At 39.1% G+C, this 18348-nt stretch carries 25 protein-coding genes; 15 read left to right on the top strand and 10 right to left on the bottom strand.

Features of this window, described 5'->3' with window-relative positions:
* Positions 1–18: 18 nt before the first annotated feature.
* From J2X77_RS04115 to J2X77_RS04090, 6 genes are all read left to right on the top strand, one after another.
* On the top strand, positions 19–888 hold the full coding sequence (locus J2X77_RS04115) for a 1,4-dihydroxy-6-naphthoate synthase (protein WP_209576990.1): 870 nt from the start codon (positions 19–21) through the stop codon (positions 886–888).
* Between the two features lie 256 nt (positions 889–1144).
* A complete protein-coding gene (gene secA / locus J2X77_RS04110) occupies positions 1145–4432 on the top strand; it encodes a preprotein translocase subunit SecA (protein ID WP_209576992.1) in 3288 nt (1095 codons plus the stop codon).
* A gap of 20 nt (positions 4433–4452) precedes the next feature.
* A complete protein-coding gene (locus J2X77_RS04105; protein ID WP_209576994.1) occupies positions 4453–4911 on the top strand; it encodes an SPOR domain-containing protein in 459 nt (152 codons plus the stop codon).
* 15 nt (positions 4912–4926) lie between these two features.
* Positions 4927–6117 carry a M20 family metallopeptidase gene (locus tag J2X77_RS04100; protein ID WP_209576996.1) on the top strand — a complete coding sequence of 397 codons (1191 nt, stop codon included), beginning with the start codon at positions 4927–4929 and terminating at the stop codon, positions 6115–6117.
* Between the two features lie 9 nt (positions 6118–6126).
* Positions 6127–6705, top strand: a complete 579-nt coding sequence (locus J2X77_RS04095; protein WP_209576998.1) for a hypothetical protein — start codon at positions 6127–6129, stop codon at positions 6703–6705.
* The gene (locus J2X77_RS04090; RefSeq protein ID WP_209577000.1) at positions 6702–7202 is read left to right on the top strand and encodes a GNAT family N-acetyltransferase; all 501 of its coding nucleotides are present in this window, start codon (positions 6702–6704) and stop codon (positions 7200–7202) included. The genes J2X77_RS04095 and J2X77_RS04090 overlap by 4 nt, the downstream gene beginning before the upstream one ends.
* Here the strand turns inward: J2X77_RS04090 and J2X77_RS04085 are convergent.
* Positions 7199–8503 (bottom strand): M20/M25/M40 family metallo-hydrolase, encoded by a 1305-nt coding sequence (locus J2X77_RS04085; RefSeq protein ID WP_209577002.1) that lies wholly within the window; start codon positions 8501–8503, stop codon positions 7199–7201. The genes J2X77_RS04090 and J2X77_RS04085 overlap by 4 nt on opposite strands.
* A 98-nt stretch (positions 8504–8601) precedes the next feature.
* Here J2X77_RS04085 and J2X77_RS04080 point away from each other — a divergent pair, with 98 nt between their 5' ends.
* The 3 genes from J2X77_RS04080 to J2X77_RS04070 are packed head-to-tail and all read left to right on the top strand — an operon-like array spanning position 8602 to position 9455.
* A complete protein-coding gene (locus tag J2X77_RS04080; protein WP_209577005.1) occupies positions 8602–8916 on the top strand; it encodes a rhodanese-like domain-containing protein in 315 nt (104 codons plus the stop codon).
* A gap of 1 nt (position 8917) precedes the next feature.
* Positions 8918–9217, top strand: a complete 300-nt coding sequence (locus J2X77_RS04075; protein WP_209577007.1) for a hypothetical protein — start codon at positions 8918–8920, stop codon at positions 9215–9217.
* Position 9218: 1 nt separating this feature from the next.
* Positions 9219–9455 carry a DUF6358 family protein gene (locus J2X77_RS04070; protein ID WP_209577009.1) on the top strand — a complete coding sequence of 79 codons (237 nt, stop codon included), beginning with the start codon at positions 9219–9221 and terminating at the stop codon, positions 9453–9455.
* Between the two features lie 35 nt (positions 9456–9490).
* Here J2X77_RS04070 and gcvT read toward each other — a convergent pair whose 3' ends face one another.
* From gcvT to J2X77_RS04040, 6 genes are all read right to left on the bottom strand, one after another.
* Positions 9491–10573 (bottom strand): glycine cleavage system aminomethyltransferase GcvT, encoded by a 1083-nt coding sequence (gene gcvT / locus J2X77_RS04065; RefSeq protein ID WP_209577011.1) that lies wholly within the window; start codon positions 10571–10573, stop codon positions 9491–9493.
* A gap of 80 nt (positions 10574–10653) precedes the next feature.
* Positions 10654–11472 carry a DUF6929 family protein gene (locus J2X77_RS04060; RefSeq protein WP_209577013.1) on the bottom strand — a complete coding sequence of 273 codons (819 nt, stop codon included), beginning with the start codon at positions 11470–11472 and terminating at the stop codon, positions 10654–10656.
* On the bottom strand, positions 11466–12158 hold the full coding sequence (locus tag J2X77_RS04055; RefSeq protein WP_209577015.1) for a pseudouridine synthase: 693 nt from the start codon (positions 12156–12158) through the stop codon (positions 11466–11468). Before J2X77_RS04055 ends, J2X77_RS04060 begins: the two co-directional genes overlap by 7 nt.
* 1 nt (position 12159) lies before the next feature.
* Positions 12160–12528, bottom strand: coding sequence for a DUF4359 domain-containing protein (locus tag J2X77_RS04050; RefSeq protein WP_209577017.1), 369 nt, complete (start codon positions 12526–12528; stop codon positions 12160–12162).
* Positions 12529–12666: 138 nt separating this feature from the next.
* Positions 12667–13158: a DUF4112 domain-containing protein gene (locus tag J2X77_RS04045; RefSeq protein WP_209577019.1), complete on the bottom strand. Its 492-nt coding sequence runs from the start codon at positions 13156–13158 to the stop codon at positions 12667–12669.
* A gap of 2 nt (positions 13159–13160) precedes the next feature.
* Positions 13161–13877 (bottom strand): SIMPL domain-containing protein, encoded by a 717-nt coding sequence (locus J2X77_RS04040; RefSeq protein ID WP_209577021.1) that lies wholly within the window; start codon positions 13875–13877, stop codon positions 13161–13163.
* 162 nt (positions 13878–14039) lie between these two features.
* Between J2X77_RS04040 and J2X77_RS04035 the strand changes: the two genes are divergently transcribed.
* Both J2X77_RS04035 and J2X77_RS04030 read left to right on the top strand, forming a co-directional pair.
* On the top strand, positions 14040–14231 hold the full coding sequence (locus J2X77_RS04035) for a cold-shock protein (RefSeq protein ID WP_209577023.1): 192 nt from the start codon (positions 14040–14042) through the stop codon (positions 14229–14231).
* Between the two features lie 171 nt (positions 14232–14402).
* A complete protein-coding gene (locus J2X77_RS04030) occupies positions 14403–14597 on the top strand; it encodes a quinol oxidase subunit 4 (RefSeq protein WP_209577025.1) in 195 nt (64 codons plus the stop codon).
* 61 nt (positions 14598–14658) lie between these two features.
* On the opposite strand, the gene J2X77_RS04025 is transcribed toward J2X77_RS04030, so the two are convergent.
* The 3 genes from J2X77_RS04025 to J2X77_RS04015 form a co-directional block, all read right to left on the bottom strand.
* A complete protein-coding gene (locus J2X77_RS04025; RefSeq protein WP_209577027.1) occupies positions 14659–15186 on the bottom strand; it encodes a DUF805 domain-containing protein in 528 nt (175 codons plus the stop codon).
* A gap of 164 nt (positions 15187–15350) precedes the next feature.
* Positions 15351–16073 carry a DNA repair protein RecO gene (recO, locus tag J2X77_RS04020; RefSeq protein WP_209577029.1) on the bottom strand — a complete coding sequence of 241 codons (723 nt, stop codon included), beginning with the start codon at positions 16071–16073 and terminating at the stop codon, positions 15351–15353.
* Complete coding sequence (locus J2X77_RS04015; protein ID WP_209577031.1) at positions 16057–16308, bottom strand: signal peptidase; 252 nt, start codon at positions 16306–16308, stop codon at positions 16057–16059. Before J2X77_RS04015 ends, recO begins: the two co-directional genes overlap by 17 nt.
* A 217-nt stretch (positions 16309–16525) precedes the next feature.
* On the opposite strand from J2X77_RS04015, the gene rpmB reads away from it, so the two are divergent.
* The 4 genes from rpmB (at position 16526) to ftsY (ending at position 18331) form a co-directional block, all read left to right on the top strand.
* Positions 16526–16759: a 50S ribosomal protein L28 gene (gene rpmB / locus J2X77_RS04010; RefSeq protein ID WP_046672597.1), complete on the top strand. Its 234-nt coding sequence runs from the start codon at positions 16526–16528 to the stop codon at positions 16757–16759.
* A gap of 75 nt (positions 16760–16834) precedes the next feature.
* Positions 16835–17017, top strand: coding sequence for a 50S ribosomal protein L33 (gene rpmG, locus J2X77_RS04005; protein ID WP_002998409.1), 183 nt, complete (start codon positions 16835–16837; stop codon positions 17015–17017).
* A 51-nt stretch (positions 17018–17068) separates the two neighbouring features.
* Positions 17069–17230 carry a DUF4295 domain-containing protein gene (locus J2X77_RS04000; protein WP_070562566.1) on the top strand — a complete coding sequence of 54 codons (162 nt, stop codon included), beginning with the start codon at positions 17069–17071 and terminating at the stop codon, positions 17228–17230.
* Between the two features lie 138 nt (positions 17231–17368).
* Complete coding sequence (gene ftsY, locus J2X77_RS03995; RefSeq protein WP_209577034.1) at positions 17369–18331, top strand: signal recognition particle-docking protein FtsY; 963 nt, start codon at positions 17369–17371, stop codon at positions 18329–18331.
* The last annotated feature ends 17 nt before the right edge of the window (positions 18332–18348 follow it).

Below are 18348 nucleotides of genomic sequence, written 5' to 3'. Positions count from 1 at the left end.
GGGAAAAATTTGTACAACATGAAATTAACATTAGGATTTTCTCCATGCCCCAATGATACATTTATTTTTGATGCATTGATTCATCATAAGATAGATACTAAGGGATTGGATTTTGAAGTGGAATATCACGATGTGGAGACCTTAAACTTAAAAGCTTTTCAAGGCGAGCTTGATATTACCAAACTAAGTTATCATGCTTTCGCCTATGCTGTTGAGGACTATGAATTACTTGATGCGGGAAGCGCATTGGGTTTCGGTGTGGGGCCTATGCTGATTACCAAGGATCCCAAATTAGCAAAATTGCTGAAACAAAAATTGGAACGGGCAGAAAGCATGGAAGCATTCGATCAATTGAAAGTTGGCTATCCAGGAAAATATACAACAGCTAATTTTTTATTGAGCTTGGCTTTCCCTGAATTGAAAAATAAAGTTGAACTGGTTTTTTCTGATATCGAAGGCGCCTTATTGGATGGTTCTATTGATTTAGGATTGATTATTCACGAAAATAGATTCACCTATGCGGAAAAAGGATTGCATAAAGTTGTCGATCTCGGGGACTATTGGGAGAAAACGACAAAATTTCCGATTCCTCTTGGCGGAATTGTTGTAAAACGTAGTCTACCGGAAGAAGTGAAAGATACATTGAATGCAATCTTGAAAGATAGTGTGGAGTTTGCATTTGCCAATCCAAAGTCTGGTCTTGAGTTTATTCGCGCACATGCACAGGAAATGAGTGAAGAGGTGATGTACAAGCATATCGAACTTTATGTCAATAAATATTCAGTAGCGTTGGGCATTGAAGGACGTAACGCAATTACCAAGATGTTTGAAAAGGCTCAGGAACTTGGCTTTATACCGCATTCGGAAAAGAAATTATTTTTGTCATAAGTTAGCTGCTACCAGTAGGTCCTTATATTGTGTTCAAAAAAGCCTGTAAAAAGCACTAAACGAACACAAATATATCTTAGCCTCCTGATAGCGTTGGGGAACTGACATATTCAAAAAAATAACGTAAAAAAAATGGGTCTAAGCTGTTAGATATCATATCTAATAACTAAATTTGCCCGATTAGTGTCAAATTGTCTGCAATTTTACTTTGGAGTCATTATTGTACAAAATCTTAAGTTGAGATAGAAAAAAAATTATGTTAAAGTTTTTAAGTAAATTATTTGGAAGTAAATCCGAGAGAGATATCAAGGGAATTCAGCCTGTGGTAGACCAAATCAAAGCTGAATATGAGAAGCTTTCAAATCTAACCAATGACGAGTTACGTGCCAAGACCGTTGATTTCAAAGAAAGAATTAAGAATTACCTAGCAGATATTGATCAAGAAATTGATTCGCTAAAGAAGGAAGCGGAGGAAGATGAGGATGATATGGCAAAGAAAACTTCTATTTACGAGCAAGTGGACAAACTGTCCAAAGACCGTGATAAGAAGTTGGAAGAGGTATTGAAGGATATTTTGCCGGAGGCATTTGCCGTGGTTAAAGAAACTTCCAGACGTTTGACGGAAAACGAAGAATTAGAGGTTACTGCCAACGATTTTGATAGAGAACTGGCTGTTTACAAACCTAATATTGTCATCAATGGAGATAAAGCAATTTGGAAAAACAAATGGATGGCAGCTGGTACTGAAGTCACTTGGAACATGGTTCATTACGATGTCCAATTGATTGGTGGTATTGTCTTACATAGCGGAAAAATCGCTGAGATGGCCACGGGAGAGGGTAAAACCTTGGTAGGAACGTTACCTACTTATTTAAATGCTCTTTCTGGTCAAGGCGTGCACATCGTAACGGTGAACGATTACCTTGCTCGTCGTGACTCGGAGTGGAATGCTCCATTATTTGAGTTCCACGGGCTATCTGTTGACTGTATCGATAAACATCAACCAAATTCTCCGCAACGTCGTAAAGCTTATCAATCGGATATCGTATATGGTACGAATAACGAGTTTGGTTTCGATTATTTACGTGATAATATGGTTCAGACTCCGGACGCATTGGTGCAAGGAAAATTACACTTTGCCATGGTCGATGAGGTTGACTCCGTATTGATTGATGATGCCCGTACGCCTTTGATTATATCTGGTCCAATTCCACGTGGTGATCAACATGAGTTTTACCAATTGAAACCACGTATTGAGCGCTTGGTGCACGTTCAGAAAGCATATATCAATACCGTTTTGAATGATGCTAAAAAAGCATTGGCCTCCGGTGATTCTGATGTTGAAGGCGGTGGTTTAGCATTATTGAGAGCTTATAGAGGTTTACCTAAAAATAAAGCTTTAATCAAATTCTTAAGTGAGGGTGCAAACCGATCTATCTTGCAAAAAGTTGAGAATTACTATATGCAGGAGCAAAATAAAAATATGCCTAAAGTAGATGCAGAGCTTTATTTTGTTATAGACGAAAAGAACAATCAAGTAGAATTGACAGAGAAAGGTATCGAGTTGATTACAGCAACTGGAGAGGATCCTTCCTTCTTTATTTTACCAGATGTTGGTACTGAAATTGCTGAAATTGAAAAGTCTTCGTTGACTTTGGAAGAAAAGGCAGCTCAGAAAGAAGACATGTTGCGTGATTATTCAATCAAAGCAGAGCGTATTCACTCGATCAACCAGCTGTTAAAAGCTTATACCTTGTTTGAAAATGACGTTGAATATATCGTTGATGAAGGTAAAGTAAAAATTGTTGATGAGCAAACAGGTCGTATCATGGACGGCCGTCGTTACTCGGATGGCTTGCACCAGGCGATCGAAGCAAAGGAAAATGTGAAAGTAGAAGATGCTACACAAACTTACGCAACGATTACATTGCAAAACTATTTCCGCATGTACCACAAGCTTTCGGGTATGACTGGTACGGCATCAACCGAGGCTGGTGAGCTTTGGGAAATTTACAAACTTGATGTAGTCGAGATTCCAACCAATCGTGTGGCTCAACGGGATGACCGTCAAGATTTGATTTATCGTACTGCGCGTGAAAAATACAATGCAGTAGCCGAAGAAATTCAACGATTGACAGATGCAGGACGTCCAGTATTGGTCGGAACGACATCTGTAGAGATTTCGGAGTTGTTAAGTCGTATGCTCCAACTGCGTAAGATCAAACATAATGTTTTGAATGCTAAGTTACACCAAAAAGAAGCTGATATCGTTGCTGAAGCTGGACGTCCCGGACAGGTGACTATCGCTACAAATATGGCTGGTCGTGGTACGGATATTAAATTGACCGAGGAAGTGAAAAAAGCTGGAGGTCTTGCCATTATCGGTACCGAAAGACACGAATCTCGTCGTGTTGACCGTCAGTTACGTGGTCGTGCTGGTCGTCAGGGAGATCCAGGTTCATCGCAATTCTTTGTTTCACTTGAAGACAACTTGATGCGTTTATTTGCTTCGGAGCGGATTTCTAACATCATGGTGAAAATGGGAGTCGAAGAGGGCGAAGTGATGCAACATAGTATGTTGACCAAATCCATCGAGCGTGCGCAACGTAAAGTGGAAGAGAATAACTTCGGGATCCGTAAACGCCTATTGGAGTATGACGATGTCATGAATTCACAACGTACCGTCATCTATTCAAAGCGAAAAAACGCCTTGTTTGGAGAACGTTTAGACGTGGATTTGAACAACATGATTTTTGATGTAGCCGAAGAAATTGTCGTTGAAGCAAAAGAACAAGGTAACTACGAAGATTTTCAAATTGAAGTAATCCGTATTTTTGCAATCACACCAGAAATTACCGCAGAAGAATTTGCTCAAGGTAAAATTGAAGCCTTGACCGAACGTCTTTTCGAGCATGCACTCGATGCTTATCATCATAAAATTGAAGCCGTTGGTGCTTTGACGGTACCTGTTCTGAATAATGTATATGCAGAAAGAGGTCAAATTGTCGAAAACGTAGTCATTCCATTTACCGATGGTATCCGTGGCATTCAGGTTTCGGCCAATTTGAAAAAAGCGATTGAAAGCAACGGTAAAGAAGTTTTTAAGTCTTTTGAAAAAGGAATTGTTTTGGCCTTAATCGATGAGGCATGGAAAGAGCACCTGCGTGAAATGGATGATTTGAAACAATCCGTTCAGAATGCTGTTTATGAACAGAAAGATCCGATTATCATTTATAAAATGGAGGCATTTGATTTGTTCAAAGGAATGTTGGCTTCCATGAATAAGGATGTGGTAAGCTTTATTTTCAAAGGGGAGATCCCTGGTCAAGAGCCGACTTCAATGCAAGCAAGACAAGTGCAACAGGCTCCAGTTAAAACTGTTGAAACAAAAGCGGAGTTGACATCACCTACAGGTGTCAGTGAAGAAGATGTGAACGATGGACCAAAAGAACCTGTTCGTAATGAAAATACGTTAGGACGCAATGACGAGTGTCCTTGTGGTTCAGGAAAAAAATATAAAAATTGCCACGGCGCAAATAACTAATCGATAAGAAAGGTTAAACTATGCTGAAGAGAGGATTGATTTTCGTACATGTACTTGTGTTGTTTTCTGTTGTTCAATCGAACGCGCAGGAAAAAGGTGGAGTAATTGTAACCAAAGATACGTTGATTACACAGCTTCAAAATTTCAGGGCAGCTATGGGAATCAATCCTGTCGAAAGCAAAGCGACAGTAGTACCTTCTAAGCCCATTGTCCGATCTGCGGCATCGCGGGTCAAAGTAAGAGGCTTCCGTGTCCAGATATTTGCTGGATCGAGCAGAAATCAAGCGTTTTCGGAACAGACACGTTTCCGAAACATGTATAAAGATATTGATACTTATATCACCTATGATGAACCCAATTATCGCGTCAAGGTAGGAGATTTTAGAAGTCGATCGGAGGCAAATGCCTTCATGCGCGAGTTACGTCAATATTTTAGCAATGTCTTTGTATTTTCGGAGAACGTTTTTGTCTATCAATAAATCAATCAACCTTTTATGGCAAGTACGAAAGAAAAAGTCCTGGCCCTAGCTCATCAATATTTTGAAGATACGGTTTCCAATCGTAGACATCTTCATCAGAATCCTGAACTTTCCTTTGAAGAATACAATACCTCGGCCTTTGTAAAATCGCAGCTGGATCAATTGGGAATTCCCTATGAGACTAAAGCAGATACGGGGATTGTCGCTTTAATCACGGGTAACCTATCTTCCAATGAAGTAATTGCATTGCGTGCAGATATGGATGCTTTACCCATTCAAGAAGTGGAGGGGCGTTCATATGCATCCAAAAACCCAGGAGTAATGCATGCCTGTGGCCATGATGTACATACATCTTCTCTTTTGGGGACAGCTAAAATATTGCATAGCCTAAAAGCTGAATTTGGAGGAACCATCAAATTGATCTTCCAACCTGGCGAGGAGCGCCTACCAGGCGGTGCCTCTTTGATGATAAAAGAAGGGGCATTACAAGATCCTGCTCCATCGGCAATTATAGGACAGCATGTAATGCCTTTTATAGAAGTGGGAAAAGTTGGATTCCGTGAAGGTAAATATATGGCTTCATGCGACGAACTATTTATGACTGTAAAAGGAAGAGGCGGACACGGAGCTCACCCACATCAGAATATCGATCCCATTGTGATCACAGCTCAGATTATTACCGCTTTGCAACAGGTAGCCAGTCGCTTTGCAGACCCGCGTACACCAACGGTATTATCTTTTGGAAAGATAATGGCTAATGGGGCTACAAATATTATCCCCGATCAGGTTTATTTGGAAGGTACATTTCGCACATTTGACGAGAAATGGCGGGCTGAAGCCCACGAAAGAATGGTGAAAATTGCTGTTGGAATCGCCGAAAGCATGGGGGCGACCTGTGAATTTGAAGTTCGTAAAGGATATCCCTTTCTAATCAATGAGCCTGAACTCACTAAAAGTGCGCGTGCTTTTGCAGAGGAATATCTTGGAAAAGAAAACGTTGTTGACTTGGATCTGTGGCCTGCGGCGGAAGATTTTTCGTATTATTCGCAGGAAATCGACGCTTGTTTTTATCGTTTGGGTACAGGTAATGCGGCACGAGGGATATCTTCTGCTGTACATACGCCCACATTTGACGTGGATGAGGCTTCTTTGGAGATTAGCACGGGATTAATGGCTTACATCACCTTGCGTAGGCTCGGATATTAAATTCATCCCATGTCATCGCACCATATTGTCCGAGAAAATCAGGAACCGGCATTGCTGATCGAAGATCTTTTCCTTATTGATGGAGAGGATTTGGGCCAGCTGTTGGAATGGAGCCCAACCATTATAATCGAAGAAGGAACAATGGATTTACTGGATGCAAGAGGGTATAAGTTCGATATTGTTTTTACACAAAATGCCATTAACGCGTCTCAGGAAAATCTGAAGGTGATTTCTTATGATGTTGCTTTTCTAAAAGATGCGATCGAATACCTTATAGCACATCATTATAAAGCGGTAAATATCGTTTCGGATCAGTTGGATTTAGGTTATTATCGGGCCTATCTTGAGCAGATAAATATTGTCCTTTTTTCCAACGGCTTTCGTTATTATTTTGTGAAAACAGGGTTTACCAAATGGAAGGCAGAAGGCGAGCGAATTTTGATAGTTAGCGCTGATAAGGACGAAGATATTAAGTATACGGGATTGACTAAGATAAACGATGAGGAATACGAAATGGAAAATGATGGCTTATTTATTCTTGAATTTTCCCATGTAAAATACATTTTAATAGGAGAGAAGATCACATGATAACAATCGAACTGGCGGAGCAAAGTGATATCAGAAGCATTTCCAATATGGCTTTTATCATTTGGCCGCTTACTTATGGTGAAGTACTTTCGCAAGATCAAATAGACTTTATGCTGGAAAAAAATTATACGGTGGAAGCACTTGCGGAAAGTATGGTCAATGGTCAGTTTTTTTATGTATTGAAGGAAGATGGTATTGGGCAAGGATTTATTGCATTGAGGACTCACGAAGATCGCCTCCGTATCGAAAAACTCTACTTGATGCCTGATGTACAGGGTAAAGGGTTCGGAAAAGCTCTGATAGACTTCGCTTCAGAAAAAACAGTCTTAAAAGGCAGAGGTATTCTTGAACTGAATGTCAACAGGAATAACCCTGCTTATCATTTTTATTTGAAGCAGGGCTTTAAAGTGGTTCAAACTGTCGATATTCCTTATTATGACTATGTACTAAACGACTACGTTATGCAAAAGGAAGTCAAAGCGACGGCTGTTTCTTAATCCTTTAGTTTTTCGACTCGGGAAGGAGTTTGCCTGCCTTCTACAATTCCTGAGGCACCTATCGCGATAGCCTCTATACTGGAAATGATATTTTGAACATTTAGCGTAGATACTTCATCTTTTACGGTGTGATAGTATTCATCCTTGTCCATTTGGGAGGTTGAGAACGAATGCGCCGGGACGCCCTTGGCCGCTAGCACTGCATTGTCACTTCGGTAAAACAGATTCTGTTTAGTATAAGGATCGGGGTAGAATTTAAAGGTCGTATTTTTCAGATTCTCCTGCATCAATTCGCCCAGATTGGACTGATCGTATCCGGTAATGTACACTGTATTAGGGCCGAATTTCGAATCTTTTCCAATCATTTCCATATTGATCATGGCAACTACTTGATCGGCATCAATATGGTTGGAAAAATATTTTGAGCCATACATGCCCAGTTCTTCTGCGGTAAAGGCAACGAAAATAAGAGTTCTTTCATTCTTATTCTGCTTTTTGTAATAATCTGCTAGGGTCAGCATTGCTGTCACGCCGGAGGCATCATCATCTGCTCCATTGGCAATCGAATCTTGACCAACAGCCGGAAGAATACCAATATGGTCGTAATGGCCCGAAAAGATGACGTATTCGTTGGGCTTACTTTTTCCGGGAATAATGCCCGCCACGTTGAACAGTGGAAATTTTTGAAGTGCCCTTTTAATTTGAATTTTATAGGTTGTCGGGATTTCCTTTGTCAGGAGATAGACAATTGAAGGTTTCTGTACAGTAGGATCTTCGAGAAATTTAGGAGTGTTAAGCATTTGACCAAAACGGACAAAATAGTTTTCAAAAGAGGGATCTACCAATACAAGTGTATTTTCTTTGGACAAAGAATGTTCTCTAAATACTTTCGAAAAATCATCACCCGATTTTATTTTCACAATAGTTATAGCGCTTTTATTATCCCATTCCAAATCCATCTGGTGGCCAAGTGAAATAATATGATCTACAGGAATAATCTGGTTATTTACCGTTGCAGATTTGCTCACTGGAGAGATTTTATCTAGTTCAAAAGATTGTCTATAGTTTTGTTCCGCATAGGGTGTGAGACCTATTCTTTTCATCTCGCCGGCAATAAAATCTGCTGCTTTTTCAATGTCTTTGGTGAGCGCAGACCTACCACGCATATCGTCAGCAGCCAAGGTAGTGAGTATACGGCTAACATCTTGGCGTTCCTGGTTGGAAATAACCTGTTGTCCATAGGTAATTGCCGAAATTGCCAGCAAAGATAAGGACAAAATAATTTTAGGTATTGAATTCATATAAAGCTTAGTAATATCTGCATGAAGATAAGGAAAATTCTATAAGTGGACAGAGGGCGGAAAAAATGTAGTATATTTGACTATTAAATTGTTTGAAAATGAAAGAAGTATCTGTAGAAGAATTAAAGAATAAAATCGATAACAACGAGGATTTTCAATTGATTGATGTTCGGGAACCTTTTGAATATGAAGTATCAAATCTCAATGGATTGAATATACCCCTTTCGGGCATATTGATCGAGGCGGATAAGATCGCAAAGGATAAGCCAGTTATCGTACAATGCCGTTCAGGAAAACGTTCTGCGCAGGCAATCATGTTATTGGAACAACAGGGTTTTGACAACCTGGCAAATCTAAAAGGCGGTATACTGGCTTGGAAAGAAGAGATCGATCCCGAGTTAGACGTTTATTAAGATGAAGAATTTAGAGCATCAGACTAAACAAGCTTTCCTGTTTAGTCTTGCTTTTTATATCGTCGCTATGTTGGCGCGAATATTTAACCTTGGTATTTTCCCTATGCTAGGGAGCCTTTCGATCTTATTATCGCTGTTATGGGTAATTTTGGTTCTACGGGAAATCATGCTTTCAAGAACGATCTCCAATACTGAAAGGATGGTTATGGCTTTGACGATTGTTTTATTGAATATTGTTGGTGGGGCATTCTATTTCTTTGGTGGATGGAGAGAACGGGTATTAGGAGTAATAAAAAAATAATATGTTAAAGTATTTTTTTCTAAATATAGTTTTAAGTTTAGCCATTGTATTTTTAATCTACAGTGGTTTTGAAGGGTATAAGGCCGGAAACATGCTGGTAACAGGATTGTCTATCGCCTTTTTGGTCGTATTGATCTATCTGCGTGTGGTTTTGAGCAAAAGAGTTCGGTCGCTTATTCAACAAAAGGAGAGCGGTAAACAACAGCCGGCTACAAAGCAAAAGCAAAAGAAAAAGTAAGAAAAAGAAGCCTGCGTCAAGCAGGCTTCTTTTTCTTACTTCACAAATGGTGGTTTTGTTACTTTTGCTTTGATTTTTTGATTACGGATCAGAATGAAGATTTCACTACCATCTTTTGAAAAAGCTGTATCCACATAACCCAATCCAATTGATTTTTTTAATGTTGGTGATTGCGTTCCCGAAGTCACACGTCCAATTACATTTCCTGTGGCATCGACAATTTCGTAATCATGACGTGGAATACCCCTATCAATCATTTCGAAACCAACAAGCTTTTTCTTCAAACCAGCCTCTTTCTCCGCTTTGAGTGCTTTAGAGTTCACAAAGTCTTTTGTAAACTTCGTTACCCACCCCAAGCCACCTTCTAAGGGCGATGTATTATCATCGATATCATTTCCATATAGACAGAAGCCCATTTCTAAGCGTAGGGTATCGCGGGCACCCAAACCAATTGGTTTGATTCCATAAGGCTTACCCGCCTCAAAAATAGCGTCCCAAACTTTCTGAGCATCTTCATTGGCCACATAGATTTCAAAACCACCAGCGCCAGTATATCCTGTTGCAGAGACCAAAACATTCTCTACACCTGCAAATGTACCTTTTGCAAAAGTGTAATATTCCATGGGAGCTAATTCGATATCCGTAAGCGATTGAAGTGCATCAGCAGCCTTAGGGCCTTGAACAGCAAATAAGGAAGTTTGATCTGAGATATTTTTCATCTCTACACCATCCGTATTATACTTTGATATCCAGTTCCAATCTTTTTCAATATTCGATGCGTTTACAACCAAAAAATACGTTTTATCGTCTATACGGTAAGTTAGGAAGTCATCAACTACACCGCCAGTTTCATTTGGGATATAAGCATATTGAACTTTGCCATCGTATAATTTTGACACATCATTGGAAGAGATTTTTTGAAGTAGGTCCAGGGCTTTTTCACCTTTTAGGATGAATTCACCCATATGGCTTACATCAAAAACTCCTACACCTGTACGAACTGTTTCGTGCTCATCATTAATGCCCGTATATTGTACCGGCATGTTGAAGCCTGCAAAGGGAACCATTTTTGCTCCTAAAGCAATGTGCGTCTCCGAAAGGGCAGTATTTTTTAACATAAAAATTAAGTTTTAGTCAGCTGCAAATTTAATAAAATATACGTGATTCCTCACTGTGAATCTATTTTAGAACAATCGATTTAATTGCTTAGCTGGAGCGAATAGATGGTCATATGATCATCTTCGCTATCGGTATCCTCACACAGCAGGAAAACAAGGCCTTGGGCTGTCTTCTCTTTTAACGTGATTCCTTCAAATTTATGCTTTTCAGGAATTTCGAATGTCTCGGGTTTGCCAGAAAGATCTGAAGGTATTTTTCCAAGAAGGGAACCACCGATTTCTCCATCCAGATAGGTCGATTTTGCGTCTTCGGCGGTAGCGATAAAATAGATTTCATTTCCAACCAGTGTCGCATCTGAGAAACCTGTCGAGATGCCATTGAGCTTGGGTAGTTCAATCGGGATACATCGGGACTGGCCAGGAGAAAGCGGGTGATACTCTAAAATGGCATTTGTGCCTTTAGGACCATTTCCCCGGTTAAAAAATAAGATCTTATCTTTTAAATGAACAACGCCTTCAATATTGAAGTCTTCTTTGGAAATACTGAATTTTTCCATTAAGGAAGAATAGATTTTACTGTAGTCTTCCTGAAGGACTGTTTTGCCGTCCCAAATAAAACGATTGTTTCTGTTTGGGGTAGAACCAGAGCCGTAAAGGTAATAGTGGCTTCCATCGAAAGTGATCGATTCCAAATCCATTTTAGCTGCTTTAGCAATGTTTTCCATCGGATCAGACCGCAGTAGTACGGTTTTAGACAACTTTTGGTCTGCGATATTATAGCTGTAGATGTAATTGCTATTGTCAGAAACGATATGGATCTGCCTATCCTGATAGACAATACCAGAAGCTGCGGTAATACCTGAAATGCTTATGAAAGCTTCTAGAATCAATTTTAACATACTTCATTGAGGTTTAATATTTCCAATACCCTGATGAAATCGGGTTGTAGGGGCGCTTTGATATGAACGTCTTCGCCCGATAAAGGATGTCTAAAGGTCAGCTCCGAGGCATGCAACAGCATGGTATCCATTTGGTACGTATCTTTCCAAAACTTGTTTTGCTTATTGCATCCATGCGGACGATCGCCAATAATAGGATGGAAGATATGCGCAAAATGGCGACGCAACTGATGCATACGTCCCGTAATGGGATTGGCCTCAACGAGACTATATCGCGATGTCGGAAATTTTCCCCAAGGAACGGACAGCTCACTTTGAGCAAGCAAACGAAAAGATGTCTGTGCTTCCTGAGTTGTACCATCGTCTCTTTTCAAGGGATAATCAATCAGACCTTCTGCTGGCGCGAAGCCCCTCAGGACGGCGAGGTATTTTTTGTCTACCTTACGCTCCTGAAAACTTTTTTGTAAATATTGGTCAGTCTCCTTATTGAGGGAAAATAGCAGTATGCCCCCGGTCTTCCTGTCCAAACGATGTGCAGGATAAACTGTTTTCCCTAACTGATCCCGAAGTAGCTGTAGCGCAAATTCTGAGGCATCGCGCGCGATAGAAGACCGGTGTACCAATAGTCCATGCGGTTTATTGATGGCAACGATGGATTCGTCTTCGTAAAGTATTTCTAAAGGCATATTAGATCTTTTTGAGCGCTGCAATAATTTCGTCTGCTTTTTCATCAATTTTTGGACTCAGCCAAATATATTTGAAAGCTCCTCCACCGATGATCTGTTCGGTACCTTGCCATTTGATTTTTGTCAAGGAAAATAAATAGTAGTTGTCTACCACGACTGAGGTTTGAATGAATTTATCGACAATATCATTACCAAAGAGCTGCATCCCCAATCCGAAGAACTGCTGATCTTTTGCGTGAAGCTGGCTTTTCAACAGCTGTTCAGCTTTAGCCCGTACAATCTTTTCGTGTTCTTCTTTGCTTGGGTTAGTCAAAATAGCGGTCAACATGACGGCGATTAGAATCAGTGCAAATATTCTTTTTTTACTCATTTTAAAATCGGGATTAAGTTTTTGACAGCATACGAGATGACTATCGACATCAAAATTATTAAATAGATATTGGATATATGCAATTGTTTCCCCAGAAAGGAATCCGTTTTTGCTGGAATGTGTTAAGAATAGCAGTTTCTAGCCGCCATTAAGAAGTGAGAAAGCCCAAGAAAAAAAGGTCCAAATAAGATATAATGTAACCGAGATGAGGAGCAAAAAAACAATTAGTATACTGATGATGATTCCAATGCCCGATCCGGTATGTTTTCCTTCGTAATAGTGTTGTCTGAGTAATTTGATGTTCTTTTCGTTGGCCTTGCTAAAAAAATCGAGCAAGTTTCCGAGAAGTGGAATGCTACCAAGAATCGCATCCAGCGAGATGTTTAAAAGCATCCGTATAACGAGCTTGGGGCTGGCGCCGTTACGCCACATGGCAAGTACAAGGATTAAAGATGTACCAAAGCCTGCTATCGCACCGCCTAGGGGAATAAGATTTAACAGCGGATCTAGGCCAAACCGAAAACCTCCAATTTTAAACTGATTATCCATTAACCAAGATATTCGGTCTATCCAACCGAAATCTTGGTCAATTTGTTTTAATTTATCTGCTGGAGTTTTCTCTCGGTGCATGATTACAATAATTCGAACGAAGCGCTGATCTCACTTGTTACTTTCATCGGTCTGATATTTAAGTCAAGTCCGCCACTGCCAGCACTATCTGCAGCTTGCTCCATCGCACCTTTATACATCGCATTGCGCATCATTGGCTGAACGCCAAAGATAATCTGCTGCGGTGTTTCAGACAATACAATAGCCTTTCCGATTTTTTGCCCTGCTGCTTCTGCTAAAATCTGTGCATTAACTTTGGCATCCAATACTGCTTTGGTTTTTAAGCTTTTTTCCAGTTCTTTTTTCTTCGAGTAATCGTACTCACTGATATAAGTACTTTGGATACCCGCTTTGTCTACGCCATCGAGTAATTGATCCAAATTATTCAAGTTGGTTACCTTAATACGATACTGTCTAGAAAGCAGAATATCGGTGTCTTTTTTCTTTTTGTCCGGTACATTGTAGCTCCAGATGTTTTGGATGGTAAAATCTTCTTTTTTGACACCAGCTTTTGTTGCCGAATCAAACAGATCTTTTTCTAATTTGTCTATTGCCGCTTTTTTCTTGGTGTTACCGTTTTCATAAAACTCTTTTAGCGTCACATCAATATAGATGATGTCGGGAGTTACTTCCTCTTCTGCACGTCCCACCGTGGATACAAACTCTTTATTAACCATTTGTTGCGCATTTAATTGAGTCATAAAACCTAAAAAGGCCAGTCCTAACACTATTTTTTTCATATTTTTTGTCTTAAAGTTTTTCTAATAATACGATTGCTATTACTGCATTGCTACAAGATTGGAGCCAAAGTTGATGAAAAAGTTTAACGGGTAAAAAAAATAAAAAGGTTAAAATTTTTGATTTTATTTCTATACCTTTAGGGAAATTAATAATATAGTGCCATGCAAGAAGGTAAAGTAAAATTCTTTAATGAAACCAAAGGTTTCGGTTTCATCATCCCTAACTCCGGCGAGAGCGAAATTTTTGTTCACGTTTCGGGATTAGTAGACAAAGTTCGTGAGAATGATAGTGTATCTTACGAAGTTGAACAAGGCCGTAAAGGTCTTAATGCGGTAAATGTAAGAGTTATCTAATTAGATTGAAGATATATTTATTGTGAAAAGGCCTATGCGAACAGCATAGGCTTTTTTATTTTTTAGCAGATATTGTTTAGGGTTTTTGTAGCAAAAAAATGAGACTGAGGCTTTGATAATTGAGTTTGGACTGATAATTGTTTATAAAGCACTTAAATTTTCAATTTAAAAATGAAGCGTACTTTAGCATTAGTTCTTTCTGCGGTCATCATGATTTCGATGTCGGCATGTTATTCAACACACCATAGTCACGGTCATGGACGTGGACCGAAAAAAATGCCTCCTGGGCAAGCAAAAAAATACTATGGAGAACGATCTGCACGGGAATTTGCTCCCGGGCAGCAAAAGAAAAAGCATAGACATTAGCAACACAGCATAAAAAAAGCTTCCACATTCCTGTGAAAGCTTTTTTATAAGGTTTTAGAATCTAAGCGAAGGGATCTTTGTCGGGTGCCGGCGGTGTTGGATTTGAAGGCTGCGAACTTCCAATTTGTGAACTTCCAAATGGATCTTGCGTACGAGCAGAACCAAATGGATCTTGGCTTTGATTAAAAGGATGGTTTGAAGCATTTTCAACAGCCTTAGGATCTGGTCCATATTGATTCGGACCTTTATCACCCTCTAGAATTTCTAAGTAAAGTAAATATAGACTTCCAACAAACGGAATTAAGGAAACCAGGATAAACCAACCCGATTTATTTGTGTCATGAAGTCTTCTTACAGTAACGGCTATCGCAGGAATCAATAACGCTAAATACGCTAGCCCCATGATACCGTAAAACAAACTCGCTAAAGTATCGCTTACAACCGACAAAATACCGCCAACGATACCGAGTGCAAAAAATAAAACAAATACAGCTAGAACGAACATCCAATATTCTTTTCGACGGGCTCTACCCTCAAAATTTGCATAGTTGTCTCGAACAACTTTTAAAAAGGCTTCTTTAAGTTCCATATTATTAATACTTTTTTTGGTGAAAATTATGTTAGTAAACTACATGTTATTTCAGCTTTGTTACAATAAATGTACCAATAATTTATCCAAGAGATCAATTATTGTAGACAAGTCGATAGCTAGCTGGAGTCTATATGCTAAATATTCAGTTAAATCGTACACTCTTATCGAAAAATCTCTTCGAGAATGTAGAGCGATTTTATTTCTTTAAAATTTGTACGGTGCAAGCGATAGAAATCAAGTACTTTCTCCAACAAAAATTGTCTATCTGAGCTGCTCATCTTAATTCGATCGCAATTTGAATATTCGGAATCAATTAAATTTCTAAAAATTGACGTATGTGGTTCTTGTAAAACAAGCGGATGTTCGGGGAGACTATCTGAAAAGGTTGCTTCGTGAAGATTGAAATAGGGGAGTACTTGTTTAGATTTGGCCGGATAGAACCCAAGGAAGCGTGTGAGTTTTATTAAAAAGACGAGATGAAAATTGGCCAGGTTTGAATGACTTTGATCCAGCCAAAGTATGGATTGATGAATAAATTCAAAAAGGTAGCTATCATGTTCTTGTTCCTTCAGTATTTTATAAAGTATTTCATTCAGAAAAAGGGCCAGCGAACTTTTGACGATATCGTAAGGTATTTCTTGCAGTGCAGGTGCTTGACGTGCTTCGGAGATCCGCTGTAGCGAACCATTATCTTTATGTGTGGCGACTATTTCCAATAAATGTAAAGGTTGGAGAATATTGGCCTTGATTTTTGCTTTAGGCTTCCTTGCTCCGGTAATAAGATAAGATTGCATGCCAAAATGTTCGGTATATAGCTGGGTAACGAGGCTACTTTCCGAATAGTTTGTTGTTTTTAAAACTACAGCTCTAGTTTTGTTCAGCATTCCCTTCTTTATCTTTTTTATGTCCTTCCCCGCGCATCTCAATAAGGGCATCTCGGTCTACCTTACGAATCATGCGATAGATTAAAGTCAGGAAGCCGACACTAAATACAATGACTCCAATCAGCATAGCGAGCTTATACCAGTTGGAACGTTGTTCCATGAGATAATATCCCCCTATCACCAGTACGACGCCGATGATTATTTCCCTTATACCCTTGCGAAGATATTTGTTCATAAATGTGAATTGTTGAAAACTATTTTTCTTTACAGAGCAAATATAATACAATAAAATCCTTTATTTTTGTCGATACCCATCCTATGTAGAACTATTTTTAAAAATAATTCCAATCATCTTGTTGCTTATCTAAAAAAAAATATAGATATTTGCAAACTCTTTGCAGAGAGTGCAAAGTATTAACATATTGTAATAAAGACAACAAAAAAATAATATCATGTCAAGAATTTGTGATTTAACAGGCAAAGCGGCGTTAACAGGGAATAACGTTTCTCACTCAAACGTTAAAACTAAACGTAAATTCTATCCAAATTTACAAACTAAACGTTTTTACATTCCAGAAGAAGATCGTTGGATTACGTTGAAAGTATCTACTTCTGCTATCAAGACTATCAACAAGAACGGGATTACAGCAGCGATCAATAAATTTATCGTTAAAGGCTCAATCTAATTGATTGTCGCGCCTGTTACATTAAGATTATTCATGAAATTTCAATCCTAATAGGATTCAAAATAAAGTAAAACAATGGCTAAAAAAGGAAATAGAGTACAAGTTATCTTAGAATGTACTGAACACAAAGAAAGTGGTCTTCCGGGAATGTCTCGTTACATCACTACTAAAAACAAAAAGAACACAACTGAGCGTTTAGAGTTGAAAAAATTCAACCCAGTATTGAGAAAAGTTACTGTTCATAAAGAAATTAAGTAAGTCACATATCTTGGCACTTGAAAGAGATGCTAAGTAAAATATTAATATACCATGGCAAAGAAAGCAGTTGCATCGTTACAAAAAGGTGGCGGTAAAGAATTTACAAAGGTTATTATTACTACTAAATCTGCAAAAACTGGCGCGTATACTTTCAAAGAAGGTATGGTTCACAACGATAAAGTGAAAGACGTAGTTGCAGCAGCTCAAAAATAACGAGTAGTATTTTCCTTTTTTAAAGTTTTTCTTTAAAAAGAATTCGATAAAAATAGCCGTTTTGGTATCCTACCGAAAGGGCTTTTTTTGTTGAGGACATTTGTTTATATTTGGACATCAATTTTCACTACACATTCCATGGGATTATTTGATTTTTTTAAGAAAAAACCACAAACACAAGAAGAAGAACAGGCCTTAGATAAGGGTTTGGAAAAAACAAAAGAAGGCTTTCTATCCAAGATTACAAAAGCTGTAGTTGGTAAGTCAACTGTGGATGACGATGTATTGGATAATCTGGAAGAAGTTTTGGTTACTTCTGATGTGGGGGTTACGACGACTTTAAAAATCATTGATCGCATACAAGCCCGTGTTGCCCGAGATAAGTACGTTTCCACTTCGGAGCTAAATAATCTCTTGAAGGAGGAAATTCAAACGTTACTGGCAGAAAACAATAGCGCTGATTTCGAACATTTCAATTATGGTGAGCATAAGCCCTATGTTATTATGGTTGTGGGTGTTAATGGGGTTGGTAAAACAACAACTATTGGCAAACTGGCTCATCAGCTGAAGCAAGCTGGCAGCAAAGTTGTATTGGGTGCTGCGGATACCTTTCGTGCTGCAGCCGTTGATCAACTTAAATTATGGGGCGAGCGTGTTGGCGTTCGTGTTGTCGCTCAAGCCATGGGTTCAGACCCCGCTTCAGTGGCTTATGATACCGTAAAATCCGCTGTCGCTAATGGTGAAGATGTCTGTATCATAGATACGGCAGGGCGGTTGCACAATAAGGTTGGCTTAATGAATGAGCTGACTAAGATCAAAAATGTTATGCAAAAGGTTGTTCCGGGGGCTCCACATGAAATCTTATTGGTTTTGGATGCGTCGACAGGACAAAATGCCATTGAGCAGTGTACACAATTTACGCAGGCAACAGATGTGAATGCCTTAGCATTAACGAAGCTCGATGGAACAGCTAAGGGTGGTGTAGTTATCGGTATATCCGATCAATTTAAGATCCCCGTGAAATATATTGGTGTAGGAGAGAAAATTGGTGATCTTCAGTTGTTTAACAAAAAGGAATTTGTAGACTCCCTTTTTAAATAGAGTCTGCCTTCTAATCA

The organism is Sphingobacterium sp. 2149 (assembly GCF_031455655.1).
In the GTDB taxonomy this organism is placed as follows: domain Bacteria; phylum Bacteroidota; class Bacteroidia; order Sphingobacteriales; family Sphingobacteriaceae; genus Sphingobacterium.
The sequence above is the reverse complement of the archived record's forward strand: the minus strand, read 5'-3'. Positions and strand labels throughout refer to the sequence as shown.